General features: G+C 45.7%; 17 protein-coding genes and 1 tRNA gene. 8 read left to right on the forward strand and 10 right to left on the reverse strand.

The window, feature by feature from the left end:
* Positions 1-77 precede the first annotated feature (77 nt).
* From R7041_RS15590 to rpsU, 5 genes are all read right to left on the reverse strand, one after another.
* Positions 78-153 (reverse strand) — tRNA-Ile (locus R7041_RS15590).
* A 155-nt stretch (positions 154-308) separates the two neighbouring features.
* Positions 309-2,171, reverse strand: coding sequence for an RNA polymerase sigma factor RpoD (rpoD, locus tag R7041_RS15595; RefSeq protein ID WP_005395986.1), 1,863 nt, complete (start codon positions 2,169-2,171; stop codon positions 309-311).
* 99 nt (positions 2,172-2,270) lie between these two features.
* The gene (gene dnaG, locus R7041_RS15600) at positions 2,271-4,037 is read right to left on the reverse strand and encodes a DNA primase (RefSeq protein ID WP_064368970.1); all 1,767 of its coding nucleotides are present in this window, start codon (positions 4,035-4,037) and stop codon (positions 2,271-2,273) included.
* A 149-nt stretch (positions 4,038-4,186) separates the two neighbouring features.
* A complete protein-coding gene (locus tag R7041_RS15605) occupies positions 4,187-4,630 on the reverse strand; it encodes a GatB/YqeY domain-containing protein (protein ID WP_005379720.1) in 444 nt (147 codons plus the stop codon).
* A gap of 27 nt (positions 4,631-4,657) precedes the next feature.
* A complete protein-coding gene (gene rpsU, locus R7041_RS15610) occupies positions 4,658-4,873 on the reverse strand; it encodes a 30S ribosomal protein S21 (RefSeq protein WP_001145625.1) in 216 nt (71 codons plus the stop codon).
* Positions 4,874-5,103: 230 nt separating this feature from the next.
* Between rpsU and tsaD the strand changes: the two genes are divergently transcribed.
* Complete coding sequence (gene tsaD, locus R7041_RS15615; RefSeq protein ID WP_005379854.1) at positions 5,104-6,120, forward strand: tRNA (adenosine(37)-N6)-threonylcarbamoyltransferase complex transferase subunit TsaD; 1,017 nt, start codon at positions 5,104-5,106, stop codon at positions 6,118-6,120.
* 176 nt (positions 6,121-6,296) lie between these two features.
* Positions 6,297-7,112: an alpha/beta fold hydrolase gene (locus R7041_RS15620; protein ID WP_005379855.1), complete on the forward strand. Its 816-nt coding sequence runs from the start codon at positions 6,297-6,299 to the stop codon at positions 7,110-7,112.
* A gap of 34 nt (positions 7,113-7,146) precedes the next feature.
* On the opposite strand, the gene plsY is transcribed toward R7041_RS15620, so the two are convergent.
* Positions 7,147-7,758 carry a glycerol-3-phosphate 1-O-acyltransferase PlsY gene (gene plsY / locus R7041_RS15625; protein ID WP_005379857.1) on the reverse strand — a complete coding sequence of 204 codons (612 nt, stop codon included), beginning with the start codon at positions 7,756-7,758 and terminating at the stop codon, positions 7,147-7,149.
* 250 nt (positions 7,759-8,008) lie between these two features.
* On the opposite strand from plsY, the gene folB reads away from it, so the two are divergent.
* The 3 genes from folB to R7041_RS15640 are packed head-to-tail and all read left to right on the forward strand — an operon-like array spanning position 8,009 to position 9,665.
* Positions 8,009-8,368 carry a bifunctional dihydroneopterin aldolase/7,8-dihydroneopterin epimerase gene (gene folB, locus R7041_RS15630; RefSeq protein ID WP_005387458.1) on the forward strand — a complete coding sequence of 120 codons (360 nt, stop codon included), beginning with the start codon at positions 8,009-8,011 and terminating at the stop codon, positions 8,366-8,368.
* Positions 8,365-8,847 (forward strand): 2-amino-4-hydroxy-6-hydroxymethyldihydropteridine diphosphokinase, encoded by a 483-nt coding sequence (gene folK, locus R7041_RS15635; RefSeq protein ID WP_005387457.1) that lies wholly within the window; start codon positions 8,365-8,367, stop codon positions 8,845-8,847. The genes folB and folK overlap by 4 nt, the downstream gene beginning before the upstream one ends.
* A 14-nt stretch (positions 8,848-8,861) precedes the next feature.
* On the forward strand, positions 8,862-9,665 hold the full coding sequence (locus R7041_RS15640) for an undecaprenyl-diphosphate phosphatase (protein WP_017636143.1): 804 nt from the start codon (positions 8,862-8,864) through the stop codon (positions 9,663-9,665).
* A 52-nt stretch (positions 9,666-9,717) separates the two neighbouring features.
* Here the strand turns inward: R7041_RS15640 and R7041_RS15645 are convergent, their stop codons facing one another.
* A complete protein-coding gene (locus tag R7041_RS15645) occupies positions 9,718-10,938 on the reverse strand; it encodes a multifunctional CCA addition/repair protein (RefSeq protein ID WP_170897527.1) in 1,221 nt (406 codons plus the stop codon).
* Between the two features lie 138 nt (positions 10,939-11,076).
* On the opposite strand from R7041_RS15645, the gene R7041_RS15650 reads away from it, so the two are divergent.
* From R7041_RS15650 to ggt, 3 genes are all read left to right on the forward strand, one after another.
* Positions 11,077-12,693, forward strand: coding sequence for an ExeA family protein (locus R7041_RS15650; protein WP_104975840.1), 1,617 nt, complete (start codon positions 11,077-11,079; stop codon positions 12,691-12,693).
* On the forward strand, positions 12,693-13,379 hold the full coding sequence (locus tag R7041_RS15655; RefSeq protein WP_005387437.1) for a general secretion pathway protein GspB: 687 nt from the start codon (positions 12,693-12,695) through the stop codon (positions 13,377-13,379). Before R7041_RS15650 ends, R7041_RS15655 begins: the two co-directional genes overlap by 1 nt.
* A 273-nt stretch (positions 13,380-13,652) precedes the next feature.
* Positions 13,653-15,383, forward strand: a complete 1,731-nt coding sequence (gene ggt, locus R7041_RS15660; RefSeq protein WP_258512406.1) for a gamma-glutamyltransferase — start codon at positions 13,653-13,655, stop codon at positions 15,381-15,383.
* An 89-nt stretch (positions 15,384-15,472) separates the two neighbouring features.
* Here ggt and R7041_RS15665 read toward each other — a convergent pair whose 3' ends face one another.
* The 3 genes from R7041_RS15665 to R7041_RS15675 all read right to left on the reverse strand — a co-directional run bounded on the left by R7041_RS15665 (position 15,473) and on the right by R7041_RS15675 (position 18,334).
* Entirely contained in the window at positions 15,473-16,084 is a 612-nt protein-coding gene (locus R7041_RS15665) for a TIGR04211 family SH3 domain-containing protein (protein WP_005379900.1), read from the reverse strand.
* Positions 16,085-16,262: 178 nt separating this feature from the next.
* Positions 16,263-17,522, reverse strand: coding sequence for an inorganic phosphate transporter (locus R7041_RS15670; protein ID WP_005379898.1), 1,260 nt, complete (start codon positions 17,520-17,522; stop codon positions 16,263-16,265).
* Between the two features lie 131 nt (positions 17,523-17,653).
* Positions 17,654-18,334 carry a TIGR00153 family protein gene (locus R7041_RS15675; RefSeq protein ID WP_005379896.1) on the reverse strand — a complete coding sequence of 227 codons (681 nt, stop codon included), beginning with the start codon at positions 18,332-18,334 and terminating at the stop codon, positions 17,654-17,656.
* Positions 18,335-18,429: the final 95 nt, after the last annotated feature.

Below are 18,429 nucleotides of genomic sequence, written 5' to 3' on the forward strand. Positions count from 1 at the left end.
AAGTAATCGCGGACCGGATATGGAAGGGACTAGAAAAGATAAAGGCTTACGGATTTCTCCATAAGCCTTAAGGAATATGGTGGCCCCTCGCAGACTTGAACTGCGGACCAATCGATTATGAGTCGACTGCTCTAACCACTGAGCTAAGGGGCCTTAATAGGACAACGATTATAGGGGAAGCGTTGCAAGGTGTCTAGATACCAACTAGGGCAATTGCGCTTAGTTTTTATCCACTTAGAACAGTAGATAATAAAAAAGGTGACCTAAAGTCACCTTTTTTGATTTCTAAAAGCTTGTATGCGCTGCGATTATTCGTCTAGGAAGCTGCGCAGAGTCTCTGAGCGGCTTGGGTGGCGAAGTTTACGTAGTGCTTTTGCTTCGATCTGACGGATACGCTCACGAGTAACGTCGAACTGCTTACCAACTTCTTCTAGAGTATGGTCAGTGTTCATGTCAATACCAAAACGCATACGAAGTACTTTCGCTTCACGTGGCGTTAGACCTGCAAGCACGTCTTTTGTTGCCACCTTAAGGCTAGTTGCAGTTGCAGAATCTAGCGGAAGTTCTAGCGTTGTATCTTCGATAAAATCACCTAGATGCGAATCTTCGTCGTCACCGATTGGTGTCTCCATTGAGATAGGCTCTTTAGCGATTTTTAGAACTTTACGAATCTTGTCTTCTGGCATTTGCATGCGCTCTGCCAGTTCTTCCGGTAGTGGCTCGCGACCCATCTCTTGCAACATTTGACGAGAAATACGGTTTAGCTTGTTGATCGTTTCGATCATGTGTACCGGGATACGAATCGTACGTGCTTGGTCCGCGATTGAACGAGTGATTGCCTGACGGATCCACCACGTTGCGTAAGTCGAGAACTTGTAACCACGACGATATTCGAACTTATCTACCGCTTTCATCAGACCGATGTTACCTTCTTGGATCAGATCCAAGAACTGTAGGCCACGGTTGGTGTATTTCTTCGCGATAGAAATTACAAGACGCAAGTTCGCTTCAACCATCTCTTTCTTCGCACGGCGAGCTTTTGCTTCACCGATAGACATACGACGGCTGATGTCTTTAATGTTCTGTACGTTTAGAGAAGTCTCTTCTTCAATCATTTTTAGTTTAGCGATTGAACGACGGATTTCTTCTTCGTTACGTTTGATCTTTTCAGCGTATGGCTTGTCTGAAGCAAGAACTTCATCCAGCCAAGCTTCACTTGATTCATTACCAGTGAACAGCGCGATGAATGATTTCTTCGGCATTTTGCCGTATTCAACCACAGACTTCATGATCAGACGCTCTTGAGTACGAACGCGATCCATAGCAGTACGCAGTTCATTCACTAGGTGATCAAACTGTTTAGGCGTTAGACGAAACTCGCGGAATACGTCTAGCATCATTTCATTAGCAACGGTTGCTTTCGGGCTGTTATAGCCGTACTCGTTGATTGCTAATTGAAGATTTTGATAGGTGCTGCGTAGTTGGTTGAATTTCTCTAGCGCTAATTCAGGATCGATACCTACATCTTCTTCAGAATCATCTGAATCGTCATCGCTATCTTCGTCGTCATCAACGTCTTCATCGTCTTCTTCTTCTAACTGAGATTCAGTCAGTTCAGAACCGATGTGTGTTGCCGTTGGTGCAGCGGTGTCGTCAGCATCTGGATCTACAAAACCTGAAATTAGGTCTGTAAGACGTAGTTCTTCAGCTTGAACTTTGTCAAATTGCTCAAGAATGTACGGAATTGTGCCTGGGTATTCAGCAACAGACGATTGAACTTGGTTAATACCTTCTTCAATACGTTTTGCGATGTCGATTTCGCCTTCGCGAGTTAGAAGTTCGACAGTACCCATCTCACGCATGTACATACGTACTGGGTCTGTTGTACGACCAATCTCACTCTCTACGCTAGAAAGTGCAGCGGCTGCAGCTTCGGCTGCATCTTCATCGGTAATATTTGTGTCATCGTTCAGTGCTAAATCATCAGCATCAGGAGCAGTTTCTACTACCTTAATGCCCATGTCGTTGATCATCTGAATGATGTCTTCTACCTGTTCTGAATCTACGATTTCAGCAGGTAGGTGGTCATTTACTTCGGCGTAGGTCAGATAGCCTTGTTCCTTGCCTTTAATAACAAGTGACTTTAGCTGTGACTGCGGATTGTGATCCATAGACGGTATCCAACTTCGTAATCTGGTGAAGGAATCAGTATGCGAAATGCAAACCACTTACTATAACAAATTAAATCGTTGCTGACTAATTAAACAGGGTTACGCTTTTAAATCTAGCATAAGTGCTAGCAGCTCCCTTTTCTCTTCGGCTGATAAACCGACACTTCTTGCTTTGGCCTGCAGGTTTTCAATTTGTTTTTCTACGCACTGGGCAATAATTTTATCCAGTGAGTCTAAAAAGATTTCTTCTTGGTTGTCCTCATCGAGTGGAATGTCCCAACTCGCGAGACGAGACAGAAGGGTCTCATTTTGGCTGTTTCGCCAATGCTCTAATAATTGGCCTGTGTTGATATGGGGATGCGCTTGGCATTTATCAAGTACATCAACAAATAAACTTAGACCAGGAATGGGCAAATCTCTAACGCTAGTTAGATCTGGCACCATACTTACGTATTGTGGGTTTTGAATCAGTAACGCGATCACTTCTCGCATCGGCGTTCGCTTGATTTCTTTATGAGGTTGAGGCCTTTTATCCTCTTTACCTTGTTTTGAAATTAGCTGCTGTAGTTGGCGTTCATCAACCAAACCCAAACGGCGGCCAAGCAATTCTCTCAAGTATAGTCTTAAAGTGCCGCCAGGGACTTTATCAATGAGAGGAACCGCAAGAGTACTCAGTTTTGCCATGCCTTCTTTCGTGCTCATATCGACCTGCTGAGTCAATGAGCTGAACATGAATTCAGACAAGGGCATCGCATTAGACACTTGCTGCTCAAATGCTTGTTTTCCGTTTTGTCGGATATAAGAGTCGGGATCTTCTCCATCCGGCAAAAACATGAATTTTAACTGGCGACCATCCGTTAGGTAAGGCAATGCATTTTCCATGGCACGCCACGCGGCTTCACGGCCTGCGCGGTCACCGTCATAACAACACACGACGGTGCTTGTTTGCCTGAATAACACTTGCAAGTGATCGCTCGTTGTCGAGGTTCCCAATGAGGCAACGGAATAATCTACGCCATATTGAGCAAGCGCGACAACATCCATATAGCCTTCAACCACTAAAATTTGTGGTGGCTCACGGTACGCTTGTAGTACTTCATAAAGGCCATACAACTCTTTACCTTTATGAAATATCGGGGTTTCGGGTGAGTTGAGATATTTTGGTGTCCCATCACCTAATACTCGACCACCAAAGCCTATTACTCGACCGCGTCTGTCTCGAATAGGAAACATCACTCGACCACGGAATCGGTCGTAGCGGTTGCCTTTATCGTTTTCAATCAACATGCCGCCAGTGACGAGCATGTCTTGGTTTTCTTTATTCTGGCCAAAGTTCTTACGAACTAAATCCCATTCATCAGCCACATAGCCGATGCCAAACTTCTGGACGATTTCACCAGACAGGCCGCGATCTTTTAGATACTCAATCGCCACCTTACTTGCTGGCTGTTTGAGTTGGTTACGATAAAATTGAGCAATGCTGCCCATTAAGTCGTATAGGTTACGTTTTTCACTGCTGCTTGCTTGTGGGCCTGATTGAAACGAACCATTACCGCCGCTACGTTGTTCGCGAGGAACATCTAAACCCAAGTATGAAGCGAGTTCTTCAATGGCTTCGACGAATTCTAGTCGGTCGAATTCCATCAAAAAATCGATGGCATTTCCATGCGCGCCACAACCAAAACAATGGTAGAACTGCTTTTCTTGACTGACACTGAATGAGGGTGTCTTTTCGTTGTGGAACGGGCAGCATGCGCCGTAGTTTTTGCCTTTTTTCTTAAGTTTCACACGTGCGTCGATGATATCGACAATATCAAGTCGAGCTAGAAGGTCATCGATAAAACTGCGAGGGATGTGTCCAGCCATAAAACCTAACAAAAAAAGAAGATGATGAGTGGAGTGAATGCCTTAAAAGAATGAGCGTATTGCCCATTGATTTCATTCCATCCATCCAGATACAAACAAGCCGTGCGCTCCAAAGGATAGCACGGCTTGCTGCAATTGGGTGGGGTACCTTAAGCCAATTTAGCGCGAACTAAACCGCTTACTTTACCCATATCTGCACGCCCTTGAATTTGCGGTTTCAGAACGCCCATTACTTTGCCCATGTCTTGCATGCCAGCTGCGCCAGATTCAGCAATCGCGTTCTCGATGAGAGCCGCTACTTCTTCGTCTGTCAGTGGTTGAGGCATAAAGTCCTCAAGAACGGTAATTTCTGCTTGTTCCGCATCAGCAAGATCTTGACGACCCGCTGCTTCAAACTGCGCTACAGAATCGCGACGTTGTTTAACCATCTTGGTCAATACTGCAAGAATGTCGTCATCGTTCAGAGTAATCTGTTCGTCAACTTCACGTTGCTTGATTGCTGATAGGGCTAAACGAATAGTACCAAGGCGCAATTTGTCCTTGGCTTTCATCGCTAATTTTTGCTCTTCTTTGAGTTGATCAATCAGAGCCATAACTAAATTCCTTTTGGAGCTCAGTTATTAGTACAGGCGAACGCGACGAGCGTTTTCGCGAGCTAGCTTCTTAGCGTGACGCTTTTGAGCTGCTGCTTTAGCGCGTTTGCGAACTGTAGTTGGTTTTTCGTAGTGCTCACGACGACGCACTTCAGAAAGGATACCTGCTTTTTCGCAAGAGCGCTTAAAACGACGTAGAGCAACGTCGAACGGTTCGTTTTCACGTACTTTAACTACTGGCATATGCCTTTCACCTCAGGGGTTATTCGTTAACGCTGGTATTCAACAGACCAAATCACAATTGTTAGGTCTCTTACCAGCTTGATCAAAAATGGTGCGGAATTTTAATCCGATCACAACTACTTTGTAAAGCCTTTTGTCGATTATTGTCTGTACAAAATTTGTTTGCAGCACCAAGGCGAGGTAATATGACGCCCAAATTTCCTCTATACAGAAAGCATACTGAGAAAACCATGCGCATTATTGGTATTGAAACCTCTTGTGACGAGACTGGCATCGCAATTTATGACGATGAAAACGGTCTCTTGTCACACAAGCTATACAGCCAAGTAAAACTGCACGCAGATTACGGCGGTGTGGTGCCTGAGTTGGCTTCACGTGACCACGTAAAGAAAACCATTCCTCTTATTAAAGAGGCACTAAAAGAAGCGAACTTAACTTCAAAAGACATCGATGGTGTCGCGTATACCGCGGGGCCTGGTCTTGTTGGGGCGCTATTAGTGGGTGCGACTATCGGTCGCAGTATTGCTTATGCTTGGGGAGTGCCAGCGGTACCTGTTCATCATATGGAAGGTCACCTATTGGCCCCAATGTTGGAAGATAACCCTCCACCGTTCCCGTTTGTGGCGGTATTAGTATCGGGCGGTCACTCTATGATGGTGGAAGTGAGAGGCATCGGTGAGTACAAAATTCTAGGTGAGTCGATTGATGATGCGGCGGGCGAAGCGTTTGATAAAACAGCGAAGCTAATGGGTTTGGATTACCCAGGCGGTCCACTATTATCTAAACTGGCGGAAAAAGGTACACCGGGCCGCTTTAAGTTCCCGCGCCCAATGACGAATGTGCCAGGTTTGGACATGAGTTTCTCTGGTCTAAAAACCTTTACGGCTAACACGATTGCTGCAAACGGTGATGACGAGCAAACCCGCGCGGACATCGCATTGGCATTTGAAGAGGCTGTGTGTGCTACGTTGGCTATTAAATGTAAGCGCGCGCTTGAGCAAACAGGCATGAAACGCATTGTTATTGCTGGTGGTGTGAGTGCTAACCGTCGTTTGCGAGCTGAGTTAGAGAAGTTAGCGAAGAAAGTTGGCGGCGAAGTTTACTACCCACGTACTGAGTTCTGTACAGATAACGGTGCGATGATCGCTTACGCAGGCATGCAGCGCTTGAAGAATGGCGAAGTGGCTGATATGTCAGTAGAGGCTCGTCCACGTTGGCCAATTGATCAACTAACACCTGTCGCTTAGTCAAATTTATGCGGTAGGTTTGAAACCGGTTCTTTGTAATAAAGGTCTCTGCTCCTCAGAGGCCTTTATTTTTAATTATTCAATGAACCGCCTCGTTTTACATTCTGACTGATGCGATCAGTTCGCGATTGTTTCAGTGCTAGGATGACGTGGAAGAATAAGAAATGGATATAACAATGAATAAGTTTGAAATTGAAGGTCAGCAACTTGCTTATCTAGATAAAGGTGAGGGCCCTGTGCTTCTATTTGGTCATAGTTACCTTTGGGATAGCCAAATGTGGGCGCCACAAGTTGAGGTTTTAAGCCAGTCATTCCGTTGTATTGTGCCAGATCTTTGGGCACATGGTGAATCGGACGCTGCACCTGCATCGACACAGTCATTGGCCGACTATGCACAACATATGTTGGCATTGATGGATCATTTAGATATCGAAGAATTCTCGATAGTGGGCTTATCTGTTGGCGGCATGTGGGGAGCTGAGCTAACGGCTCAAGCGCCGCAACGTGTTAAGTCACTGGTATTGATGGATACCTTCATTGGCTGGGAGCCAGAAGTTACGTATAAAAAGTATTTTGCAATGCTTGATACCATCAGCCAAGTCCAAGCAGTGCCTGCGCCAATTATTGAAGCCGTTGTGCCGCTGTTCTTTGCCAACAACGTCAATCAGGATAACCCTAAACTTGTCGCTTCATTCAAACGCAGTTTAGAAGAGCTGAACGGTGAGCGTGCGGTGGAAGTAGCTCGCATGGGGCGCATGGTGTTTGGTCGCCGGGATGTGATTGAGGATTCGGAAAAATTTGCTCTGCCGACGTTAATTGCAGTGGGCTGTGAAGATAAACCACGTCCAGTTTTTGAATCTTATTTAATGAAAGACTGTATCACAGGCAGTGAGTTGGTGGAGATTCCCCAAGCGGGACACATCAGTTGTTTAGAGCAACCTGAGTTCGTCAACCAGATGTTGTTGAACTTCCTGAATCGAGTTCATGCGTAACCAATACATCCTTCTTTAAACGAAAAACTCGGCATTAAGCCGAGTTTTTTTGTGTCAGTTTTTTCTCGCCGATTTTTGGCTCGTCGCCAGACAAAAGCCGACGAATATTTTGATGATGCTTAAATACGATTAAGCAGCACAGCATAGCAACAGGTAACGTGTATTGCGGTTTAAACATCCAAGTATAAAACGGAGTGACCAAAACCGTGACGAGAGCCGCTAAGGATGAATAGCGGAATAGCGCGGCTACTGACAGCCAAGTTAACATTACCAATCCAGTTAAGTCCAAACCAATCGGAGCGATAGCGCCAAGCGCGGTTGCGACACCTTTTCCGCCTTTAAAGTGGAAAAAGATGGGGTACATGTGGCCAAGACAGGCAGCAATGGCGATGACGCCAAGAATGATAGGGTCGATACCAAGAAAGTATCCGCCCCACACGGGGATAGTGCCTTTGAGCATATCGCACAACAAGACTGAAACAGCGGCTCCTCGTCCGCCAATACGCAATACGTTCGTTGCTCCAGGATTGTTAGATCCCACACTGCGTGGGTCTGGCAGTTTTAAGAGTCGACAGATCAAAACCGCACTGGAAACCGAACCTAATAAATAGGCGGCCATTGTCATTATCAGTGCCAGTGCGTCCATAGAAGTCCTTGATGGATTGGAATTTAATGCTCGGTTCCCGCGTAGTTGCTATCATACCCCGAATTTACATAATGCAGAAATCCTCACTGTGATAGAGCTTGCATTATGTGATTTCTTGTATATAAAGATGCTTTCGCAGTTTATACCTAAGTAACATTGTGATGACCAAAGTAAATGTTACTTAGGTATAGAATACTACGATCAAATTACCCCTCACGGGTATCCGACCTCTGTAATAGAAGGACATAAGATGGCTCTGGATAAAGTTTTTATTGAACAGTTAGAAGTAATCACCACCATTGGCGTGTACGACTGGGAACAACAAATCAAACAAAAGTTGGTTCTAGATATTGAAATGGCACACGATAATAAACCTGCGGGCAAAAGTGATGATGTGCAAGATGCACTGGATTATTCGCAGGTGAGTGAGGCGGTACTTAACCACATTGAAAATGGTCGTTTCTTACTGGTCGAGCGCGTGGCTGAAGAAGTAGCAGAGCTTATCATGCAGCGTTTCTCTGTGCCTTGGGTGAAAATCCGCCTAGCGAAGCCTGGCGCCGTGCCGCAAGCACGTGCTGTTGGTGTGGTGATTGAGCGAGGCCGAGCATGATCACCACCTATATCGGTGTTGGGACGAACGTAGAAAGAGAGCAACATGTGCTTGCTGCGTATCAGGAGCTGCAACGGCTTGGAGAAAATCTCCTCGTATCACCGATATATGAATGCGAACCTATTGGTTTTAGCAGTAAGAATTTCTACAACTTTGTCGTTGCAATGCGTACCGAGTTGTCATTAGAAGAGTTGAGCCATCAACTACGCGAGATTGAATTTAAATGGGGACGCGAAGAAAACGCGCAAAAGTATCAGGATCGAACACTGGATCTCGATATAGTGTTGTTCGGTGAGCGCGTCTCCAAGAAAAAACCTGAGCTACCTCGCAGTGATATCTACAAATATCCTTTTGTCACAAAGCCGTTGTATGATCTCGAACCGCAATTAGTGATCCCAGGCGATGGACGCACAGTCGCAGACATTTGGCATGCTATGCAGCCAGTCGATTCGCTCAAACCCGTTTCCTTTCATTTTTAATTTGAGTTGTTTACATGAGTTATTTTGAAGCCTTTATTTTGGCTCTGATTCAGGGGCTGACAGAGTTTTTGCCTATCTCAAGCTCTGCCCATTTGATCCTGCCTTCCGCTATTTTAGGATGGGAAGACCAAGGTCTGGCCTTTGATGTTGCTGTTCACGTCGGTACATTAATGGCTGTCGTGATCTATTTTCGTCATGAAGTAATCACTTTGTTTCAAGCGTTATTTGCTTCGATCTTTAAAGGAGATCGCAGTAAAGAGGCTAAATTGGCTTGGATGATCGTGATTGCGACGATTCCAGCTTGTGTGTTCGGTCTATTGATGAAAGACATCATTGAAGTGTATCTACGTAGCGCTTACGTCATCGCGACTACCACGATCGTATTTGGCTTGTTGCTATGGTGGGTAGACAAAAACGCTAAACTCGTTGCCGATGAATACCAAACGGGTTGGAAGAAAGCTGTATTTATCGGTATTGCTCAAGCCTTAGCGATGATTCCTGGAACTTCACGTTCAGGGGCGACCATCACAGCAGCGCTTTACCTTGGCTTTACTCGAGAAGCGGCTGCCCGATTTTCGTTTTTAATGTCGATCCCAATCATTACATTAGCTGGTAGCTACTTAGGCATGAAGTTAGTGACCAGTGGTGAACCTGTCCATGTTGGTTTCTTACTTACTGGCATTATCACATCGTTTATCAGTGCGTACATCTGTATCCACTTCTTCTTGAAGATGATTTCACGCATGGGCATGACACCGTTTGTGATTTACCGTCTCATTTTGGGCGTCGGTTTGTTCGCTTTTCTATTAAGTGCATAATTGATGCTAACGAAAAACGCCCGCGAAATCCGCGGGCGTTTTTGTTTGTTCGTTACTTCTTAAGCGCTGCTTTCACTGCTTCAATACGTCGTTTTTCTTGCTCGTCACGAATCGCAGGGCCTTTAAAGCCCTCTTTGATTATGGTTTGAACGTCAACTGCCGCTGCTGCTTGGTAGGCTTGCCTAAAAATATCCGCCTGTGGATATGGTTGCGTTTCCAGTCCTTTACGACCAGTGTGATCCGCTTGGCAGCAAAGCAAGATATCTTGCAGACGTTCGGGCTTACGCCACACATCGAGCTTATTGAGTATTTTAATTATGGTTTGTGGTTTAAGTTCAGCCGCGCGATGAATATTGGAATGCTGTTCGCACACCATCAAGGCTAAATCACGAAACTCATTTGGTACCCGGACACGTTCGCACAGCTTTTTGATCAGTTTTAATCCTGTATGGCAATGCATTTTGTGGCTTGGCCATTCGCTCTCTGGCGTCACGCCTTTACCCAAGTCATGCACTTGGGCGGCAAACCTGACGGGGAGTGAGTTACTCAATTTTGCGGCTTGCTCTGCCACCATCAAAGTATGGATGCCAGTATCGATTTCTGGATGCCACTTCTCAGGTTGAGGTACGCCAAATAGTGCATCAATTTCAGGTAAAACCACGGTTAATGCACCACAGTCTCGTAGAACCGATAAGAAAATATCAGGGCGAGGAGTAGGGAGAGATTTATGCCATTCTTGCCAAACACGCTCGGGAGTCAGTGTACTTAGCTCTCCAGATTCTGCCATGTGACGCATTAACCGCATAGTTTCGTCGGCAACCGTAAAGTTTAGATCAGCAAGCTTTGCAGCGAAGCGAGCGACACGTAAAACGCGTAGAGGGTCTTCAATAAAGGCGTCTGATACATGGCGTAGCAGTTTATCGTTGAGATCTTGCTGGCCACCATATGGGTCATGGATCGTGCCATCACTCTCCATTGCCATCGCGTTAATGGTTAAATCACGACGTATCAAATCTTCTTCTAAGGTGACGTTTTGATCGAAGAAACATTCAAAACCAGTGTAACCAGAACCTGACTTTCTCTCTGTTCGTGCAAGGGCATGTTCTTCTTTACTTTTGGGATGCAGAAATACAGGAAAGTCTTTACCAACGGCGGTGTACCCTTGGGACAACATCATCTCAGGCGTCGCGCCTACGACCACCCAATCGTTGTCATAGCTATCAATTCCGAGCAATTTATCTCGAACTGCGCCACCTACTAAATAAACTTGCACGAATTACCTCTTAATTTATGGATATGCCGTTGGACATTGTAGCAAGCAATGGTACTTTTCTTTACTCCCGAGAGTAGATGCGGCTATGTTTATATTATATCTGACTATTCTCAGGTGGTTTTTTAGCTGGAGAGCCTAATGTATAAGGACTTTTTTGGGTTTGTCGAACAACCATTTTCGATTGTTCCAAACTCACGTTATTTGTATTTAAGCCAACGTCACAAAGAGGCAATCACACATCTCCAAGCCGGGCTAGGCGATGGCGGTGGTTTTGCTATGCTTACTGGCGAAGTAGGTACAGGCAAAACGACTGTCGCAAAAGCGATGCTGGCGAATTTGGGTGATAACACCAAAGCGGGTCTTATCCTCAATCCCACGTTTTCGAGTCGGGACTTGCTCGAAGCCATTTGTGATGAGTTCAAAATCACCTATCCACCAGATGCAAACCTCAAACAGCTAAACCAGGTTATCCATCAATATTTGCTGCGTAATTATCGTTCAGGCTGGCAGACATTGCTGGTCATTGATGAGGCTCAACACCTTGCTGCCGACGTTCTAGAGCAGTTGCGCTTGTTGACCAACTTGGAAACCGATACCAGAAAACTGCTCAAAGTGTTGTTGGTCGGGCAACCTGAATTGCAGCGGTTATTACAAACAACACAACTACGCCAACTTGCCCAGCGTATTACCGGGCGTTATCACCTGTTGCCGTTGGATGAAAAAGAGACAGAAGATTACATCGCATTTCGACTACATACAGCAGGTGGCGACCAGCAACTGTTTAATCGTGCTTCTTGTAAACTTATAGCCAAATACAGTCACGGTATACCGCGGCTCATCAACCTTATCTGTGACAAATCCCTCAACATTAGTTATCACCAGGGTAATGTGGTTGTGGATAAGCAAACCGTTCAGCAGGCCTGTGAAGAGGTGATGCAGTTTCAGGCAGATATTTATCAGCAAGATAAAAAAGAGCGCCGGACTTTCCGTTGGCCTGCTTGGGGCTCTGTCACGGTAGGCCTTATTGCTGCATTAAGTACGGGGTGGGCGGTCGTGAATTATATGCCAGCTCAAGCGACGTCAGTGTTGACACAAGTGACGGAGCCAAGAGTAGAGCCAACACCAACCGTCGTCAGCCAACAGTTAACGGATGAGCAGCGTGCTTTATTGTTAACACAAAAACAGTCGAACCTCGCTGTAAATGATTTGTATCGTTTGTGGGGGTATCAAGCATCGGTTCGCGATAATCTTTGTTTGTCAGAACCGCAGTCGACTATGCGTTGTGAGCGTAAAATGGCGACTTGGCCGCTGTTGATGCAACAAAATCGCCCTGTGATCTTGGAGTTGAATTATCAAGGTGATGTTGGGTATGTCATTCTATATGCCGTCGGTAATGATCAAGCTGAAGTGCTCAATGGTAAGCAGCGTCTCCGTCTGCCAGTTTCGTGGCTAAAGCCGTTGTGGCAGGGAAATATTATCGAGCTGTGGCATGCTCCGCTGAATGAAACATTACGTTTAGACATGGAAGGCCCTGCGATTGAAGTATTAGACCGATTATTAGCAGAAGCGGTGAGTGAGCCACTACTTGAAACGTCTATTTTTGATGGTGCGATGAAAGAGCGAGTCGAGTTATTTCAACGTTGGCAAGGAATTGGTGTCGATGGTATTGCAGGTAAGCGAACGCTAGACCGACTTCAGCAAAATGTTCAGCCAGATGCGCCTCAACTGGCGAGAATAGAAAAGGAGGACGCATAATGTCAGCTGTGAAACATATAGGTCTGTTCTTGCTGCCAATCACTGCTTCTGCTATTGGAGTCGCTTGGTACTTAGATCTCTTTGCACCGAGTGTTGAAGTAGATACAACGTCCCCGATAGAAAAGGTCGAAGTGGTATCACCTTTCAAAGTATTAGACTATCCAGAGAACACCCAGTTGGCCCAATTGCCAAGAGAGTGGCCAAGTGCAGAGCTATCGCGTGATTTTGGTACATTTACCACCCCCGATGAATACACGAGCCATACACCAAGCAGAGATGAAACACGCAACTCAGCATCAACCCAAACGACTTCTGCTGCTGAAGAGGACCTCGGGTTGTCTTTGGATGATCTGGATTTATCCTCATTATCTCCTGATTTAGCTAGGAAGGTCGAAAATGCTTTATCCCGAGATGATGACAATTCATCATCACAAACGGCACGCGTGAACGATTTAGAGCGCAACGCTCACCAGTGGCAAGGGCGTCTACCTGCGCTTAATTTGCAAACCCATATGTATGCTAGTGATGAAAATCGCCGTTGGGTGAAAATTAACAATGTTGAGTATCATCAAGGGGATGTCGTTGATGATCAGGTCACTCTAAGAGAAATACAACCGCAAGCTGTGATTGTTGAGTTCCAAGGTGAGCAAATTCGTATACCAGCGTTGTATGAGTGGAAAGGGTAACTCTTGTAGAAACACATCAAGCCAGCGAAATTATATCGCTGGCTTTTTATTTTTCAGAGCATCTTTTGCATCTATTCTGGTGATGATTTTTAGATACTCAAACAAGCAAAATATAGCTTTTCTCAGTCGTTTAAATAGCACCAATATCATTCATCTATTGATAGCGCGATTCCAGTCAGCGTTGTGTAAAAAGACACCATTTTCACGAACTTCGGAGTAATGACTTGGTCCACGTTAGACCCCTTCACATAATAGGAGTCTAAACAGAGACACATGCGTATTCTGATTTTTTCTTTAAGTATTGTTGCATCGACAAGCTATGCAGCAAAGCCAGACCCATTCCCAGTTACACCAGATAGTCGCGGGCAAGATTTCATGGTCAGTGCGACGAATCCTTACGTGAGCAGTACCGGTTACTCAATATTGAAAGAAGGCGGTAACGCTGTTGATGCTATGGTCGCGATGCAGATGGTGATGTCTGTCGTTGAGCCAGATATGACCGGAATTGGCGGCGGGACTTTCGCGCTGTTTTATCAACATGACGAGAAAAAATTTCTGGCCCTTGATGGTCGAGATGAAGCGCCCTCTAGCGCGAACCCTGAAATGTTTGTTGAGAATGGGGAAGTACTCAGTCGCAACGAAATATTAGGCCCTCGTTCTGTTGCGGTTCCGGGCACGTTGCGGTTGCTTTACACCACTCATGAACAATACGGCAAGTTGCCATGGGCAGAGCTGATTAAGCCGGCGATTACATTGGCGAGCAATGGGTACGCGATGAACAGCTACACCTACGACATCGTAGTAAGAGAGCAAAGCCGACTCGAGCAAGATCCGGAAGTGAAAGCCTTGTATTGGCAAGGGGACGATATTAAGCCGACGGGAACCTTGATGAAGAACCCTAAGATGGCTGAGACGCTGAGGAAGATCGCGCAACAAGGCGATAGTTACCTTTATGGTGGTGAGCTTGGTCAGCACATCGTAGAGACGGTTAATAGTCGTATTGACGACCAACACGAAAAGTTGTCTTTAGAAGATTTTAAACATTACCAAGTGAAGCAGCGTGACATCATTGAGAGCGACTACCGTGGGAATAAAATCGTCTCTTTTGGTTACCCAGCTTCGGGCGGTGTGATGGTCGCTCAGAGTCTTGAACTGCTTGCACCCTATGACATTGCCCATATGGCGAAAACGGATGTGGAACCTTGGCGTCTCATGACTGAAGCGATGCGAATTGCAAAAGCCGATCGTATTGCGTATGCCGGAGATCCGGATTATATGGAAGCGCCAGTTGAACAGTTGTTGTCTAAAGCCTATCTAGATCAGAGACGTGATTTAATCCCTGATAATGGCACTTTAAAAGAGGATCCAAAAGCAGGACAGATAACGCAAACTCAGTATGCGCAATATCAAGGCTTCGAGAGCAAAGATACAGGGCATATTTCTATCGTCGATAGAGATGGAAATGCAATTGCGATGACCAGCACGGTAGGAACGGGTATGGGCTCGGGTGTGATGGTCGATGGCGTTATCTTGAATGCGCAGATGGCTAACTTCTCACCTCAGCCAACGGTTAACGGCAAACCTACACAAAACTCAATTGAAGCGGGCAAGCGTCCACGTTCGGCTATTACGCCATTAATGGTGATGGACAGTGATGATAATTTGCGTTTGGTGGTTGGGTCACCAGGTAGTTCACAAATCCCGGGGTATGTACTCAAAACCGTGGTTGGGGTGCTGGATTGGAATTTATCAGCGCAAGAGGCTATTGACTTACCAAACATCCAGTATGGCACTAAGATAGACCGCACCAAGTCTTATGACCCGACTGGTTTGCTGGTGGAAAAGAAAACGTTCGCAGAAATGTTGGTGCCTGAGTTTATGGAGCTTGGCTACCCAGTGCACGTTATTCCAGTGGTAAGCGGTTTGAATGCAATTGAGCTAAAAGATGGCAAGCTTTATGGCGCAACGGATCGTCGTCGAGCCTCTAGTTCAATGGGGGAGTAGTACTCACTTCTATCAAACGAAGCAAACTAAAAAGCCAGTCAATATCGACTGGCTTTTGCGTTCTTTTTATAGATAAAAGGGCGAAGGATTTATGCCCAACCCGCAGGTGAACGTTTTCTACGAGGCATGACATGCGGAAGAATCAAACCAAATAGCAAACCTAAACCTGCAACACCGCCGCCATAAGTGAAGTACTTAAGCAGCATGTCATCTTTTTGTGTATCCAGTTTTGCGCGTAGCTCGCGGTTTTCTGTTTCAACAGAAGTAAGCTGATCACTGATCTCAGAGTATTTATTTTCTAGATCTGAAATTTGTTGGTTACGTGTTTCGAGAGAGGTAACAAGACCGGCTTTCTCTGCATCAGAAGTTTGACGAGCATTAGCAAGCTGCTCTTTTACTTCGGCTAGCTCTTTCTCAATGCGAGGAAGGCGAATTGCCATGCTCTCTTGGTTTGTCACAAACTTGCTTTGTACCCAACCAGTGCGACCACGGTCATCACGAACTTGCGTGTAGCCAGTATCTCGGTTGGTTTTAATCAGTTGTACTTTAGAACCGGCGTTAACACTACCAATAATACGGTAGGTGTTATTTGGACCTGAGTGCATAAAAGTGAAGAGGTCATCAGAAATATAACGGTCTGCTGCTAGGGCCGCTGGCGCTGCTAGCAAAGTAAACAAAACCGTGATGATTAGTTTTTTCACAGTAAATCCCTTAACGATTTTTCTTGGAGACAGCGTTGGCACCGAATGATTGGAGCCGGAAATAGACGAATAGTATGCAGTTTCAAACTTCGGTGCAACAAAGAAGGGAGGCAAAGCCTCCCTTTCTGTGCGTTTGAGTCAATAATGACAAAGCGCTTACATTCTATTGACGAGTGTCTTAAGCGAACATCGCTTGAAGTCCGTAGAAGAATACTACGGCCAATAACGCACCTGCTGGTAGTGTAACGATCCATGATGCCACGATGTTACGAACTACGCCTAGGTTCAGTGCTGCGATACCACGAGCAAAACCTACACCTAGAACCGCACCCACTAGAGTTTGAGTAGTAGAGATAGGCAGACCAGTACCTGACGCTAGAACTACCGTACATGCTGTTGCTAGCTGTGCTGCAAAACCGCGGCTAGGCGTTAGCTCAGTGATGCCTGTACCAACGGTTGCCATTACTTTGTGACCCAGTGTTGCAAGACCGACAACGATACCAATACCACCAAGAGGTAGAATCCACCAAGCGATGGTGCTTTTCGTGCTGATTTCGCCCATGTGTTCAACAGTCGATACGACAGCAGACAGTGGACCAATGGCGTTTGCAACGTCGTTTGAACCGTGTGCAAATGCCATCGCACAAGCGGTGATAACCATCAGAACGCTGAAGATACCTTCCACGCCAGAAAAGCTGCGGTCTTCTTCGCGATTAGCGAATTTTTTCTGGATGTATACGTAGCCGCCAATCATCACAAGTGCTGAAACTGCTGCTGCCCACATCCAGGCTTCACCATTGGTCAGGTGAAGACCAACGTGTTTTAGACCTTTTTTGATGGTTACAAGTGCAATCACCATTGTTGTGATGAACATGTAAACAGGTACAAAACGTTTTGCGTTAAACAGAGGGTTCTCAGTATCAAAAATCAGGCGCTGTGCGCTGACAAAGATAACGTAAGCAAAGAAACCTGAAATCACTGGCGTAATAATCCAGCTACCAACAATGCCTTGAACGCTGCCCCAGTCAACCGCTTCAGTACCTACTGATACGCATGCAAAACCAATGATTGCACCGATGATTGAGTGAGTCGTTGATACTGGCCAGCCCATGTAAGAAGCAAGAAGCAGCCATGTACCTGCTGCTAAAAGCGCAGACATCATGCCGTAGACAAGAACATCTGGTTGACTAGCAAATAAAGAAGTTTCGATTACACCTTTACGGATAGTGTCGGTTACTTCACCGCCTGCAAGGTAAGCACCTGCAAATTCGAAGATCATCGCAATGATGATAGCTTGTTTTACAGTTAGCGCTTTTGAACCTACAGATGTACCCATCGCATTAGCAACGTCGTTCGCGCCAATACCAATCGCCATCATGAAACCAAAAATCGCTGCAACAATAATCAGGACAGTGCCGTAGTTCGCAAGGATATCCATCGTAATACCTAGTTGTTTTATAACAAGCGGAACAAAATTTTACGCGCGCCAAACCATAAGACGATGAAAATAGTCATCGTCCCTATGACACGTGTTAATTATGCTCTTCGTTATGTCGTTAACTTTATGTTTTAAGATCGAGATAGCATGACTTCCAAACGAGCACCTACGCGCTGCGCTTGGTCGGCAATACCACCTACCCATTCAAGAATCTTGTATAGGAACATGACATCGATAGGGTTCATGTCAGCTTCAATCACCATCAACTGTTGGCGAAGTTCAATCTGCATGGCATCGGTATCATCTTCGATAACGTCTAATTGATGAATCATTTCAGCGACGAGCGTCACTTCACGGCCTTTGAAGCCGGTTTCTAGCAATTCATCAAGTTCATTGATTACCTTTTGCGCCTGATCGGCAGCATCAAGACAACGTTGAACGTAAGCGAGGAAGTTTGGTTGGAGAGCCTCAGGGATGACAAGTTGACGACCATATACACGGCCAGCAATGTCTTTTGCCAGGTTTGCAAGTTTGTCCTGTTGAGTCAAAAGCTCAAGCATGTCAGTACGGTCGACTGGCATGAACAAACCGCGAGGCAGTTTTAGACGGATTTCACGTTTCAGCACATCCGCTTCTTTCTCTAGGTGAGAAATTTGTGCACGGATTTCTGCTGCTTTTTCCCAATCACCCTTTGAAGATACTTCAAAGAATTTCACCAAGTGTGAACAACATTCGTTGACACACACAACGTGGCGTTGCAAAGGCTTAATTGGGGACTTTGCAAATAACCCCATAATTGTATTTACTGGCATGGTCATTCAACCTAATAACTATAACCTTAAAAAAACATACACCATTTCTGAGTGCTTGGCGAAATGTTGAACGATGGCTATAAAGGCGCGCATGG

It is taken from the genome of Vibrio sp. 1751, assembly GCF_033339895.1.
Taxonomy (GTDB): Bacteria; Pseudomonadota; Gammaproteobacteria; order Enterobacterales; family Vibrionaceae; genus Vibrio; species Vibrio alginolyticus.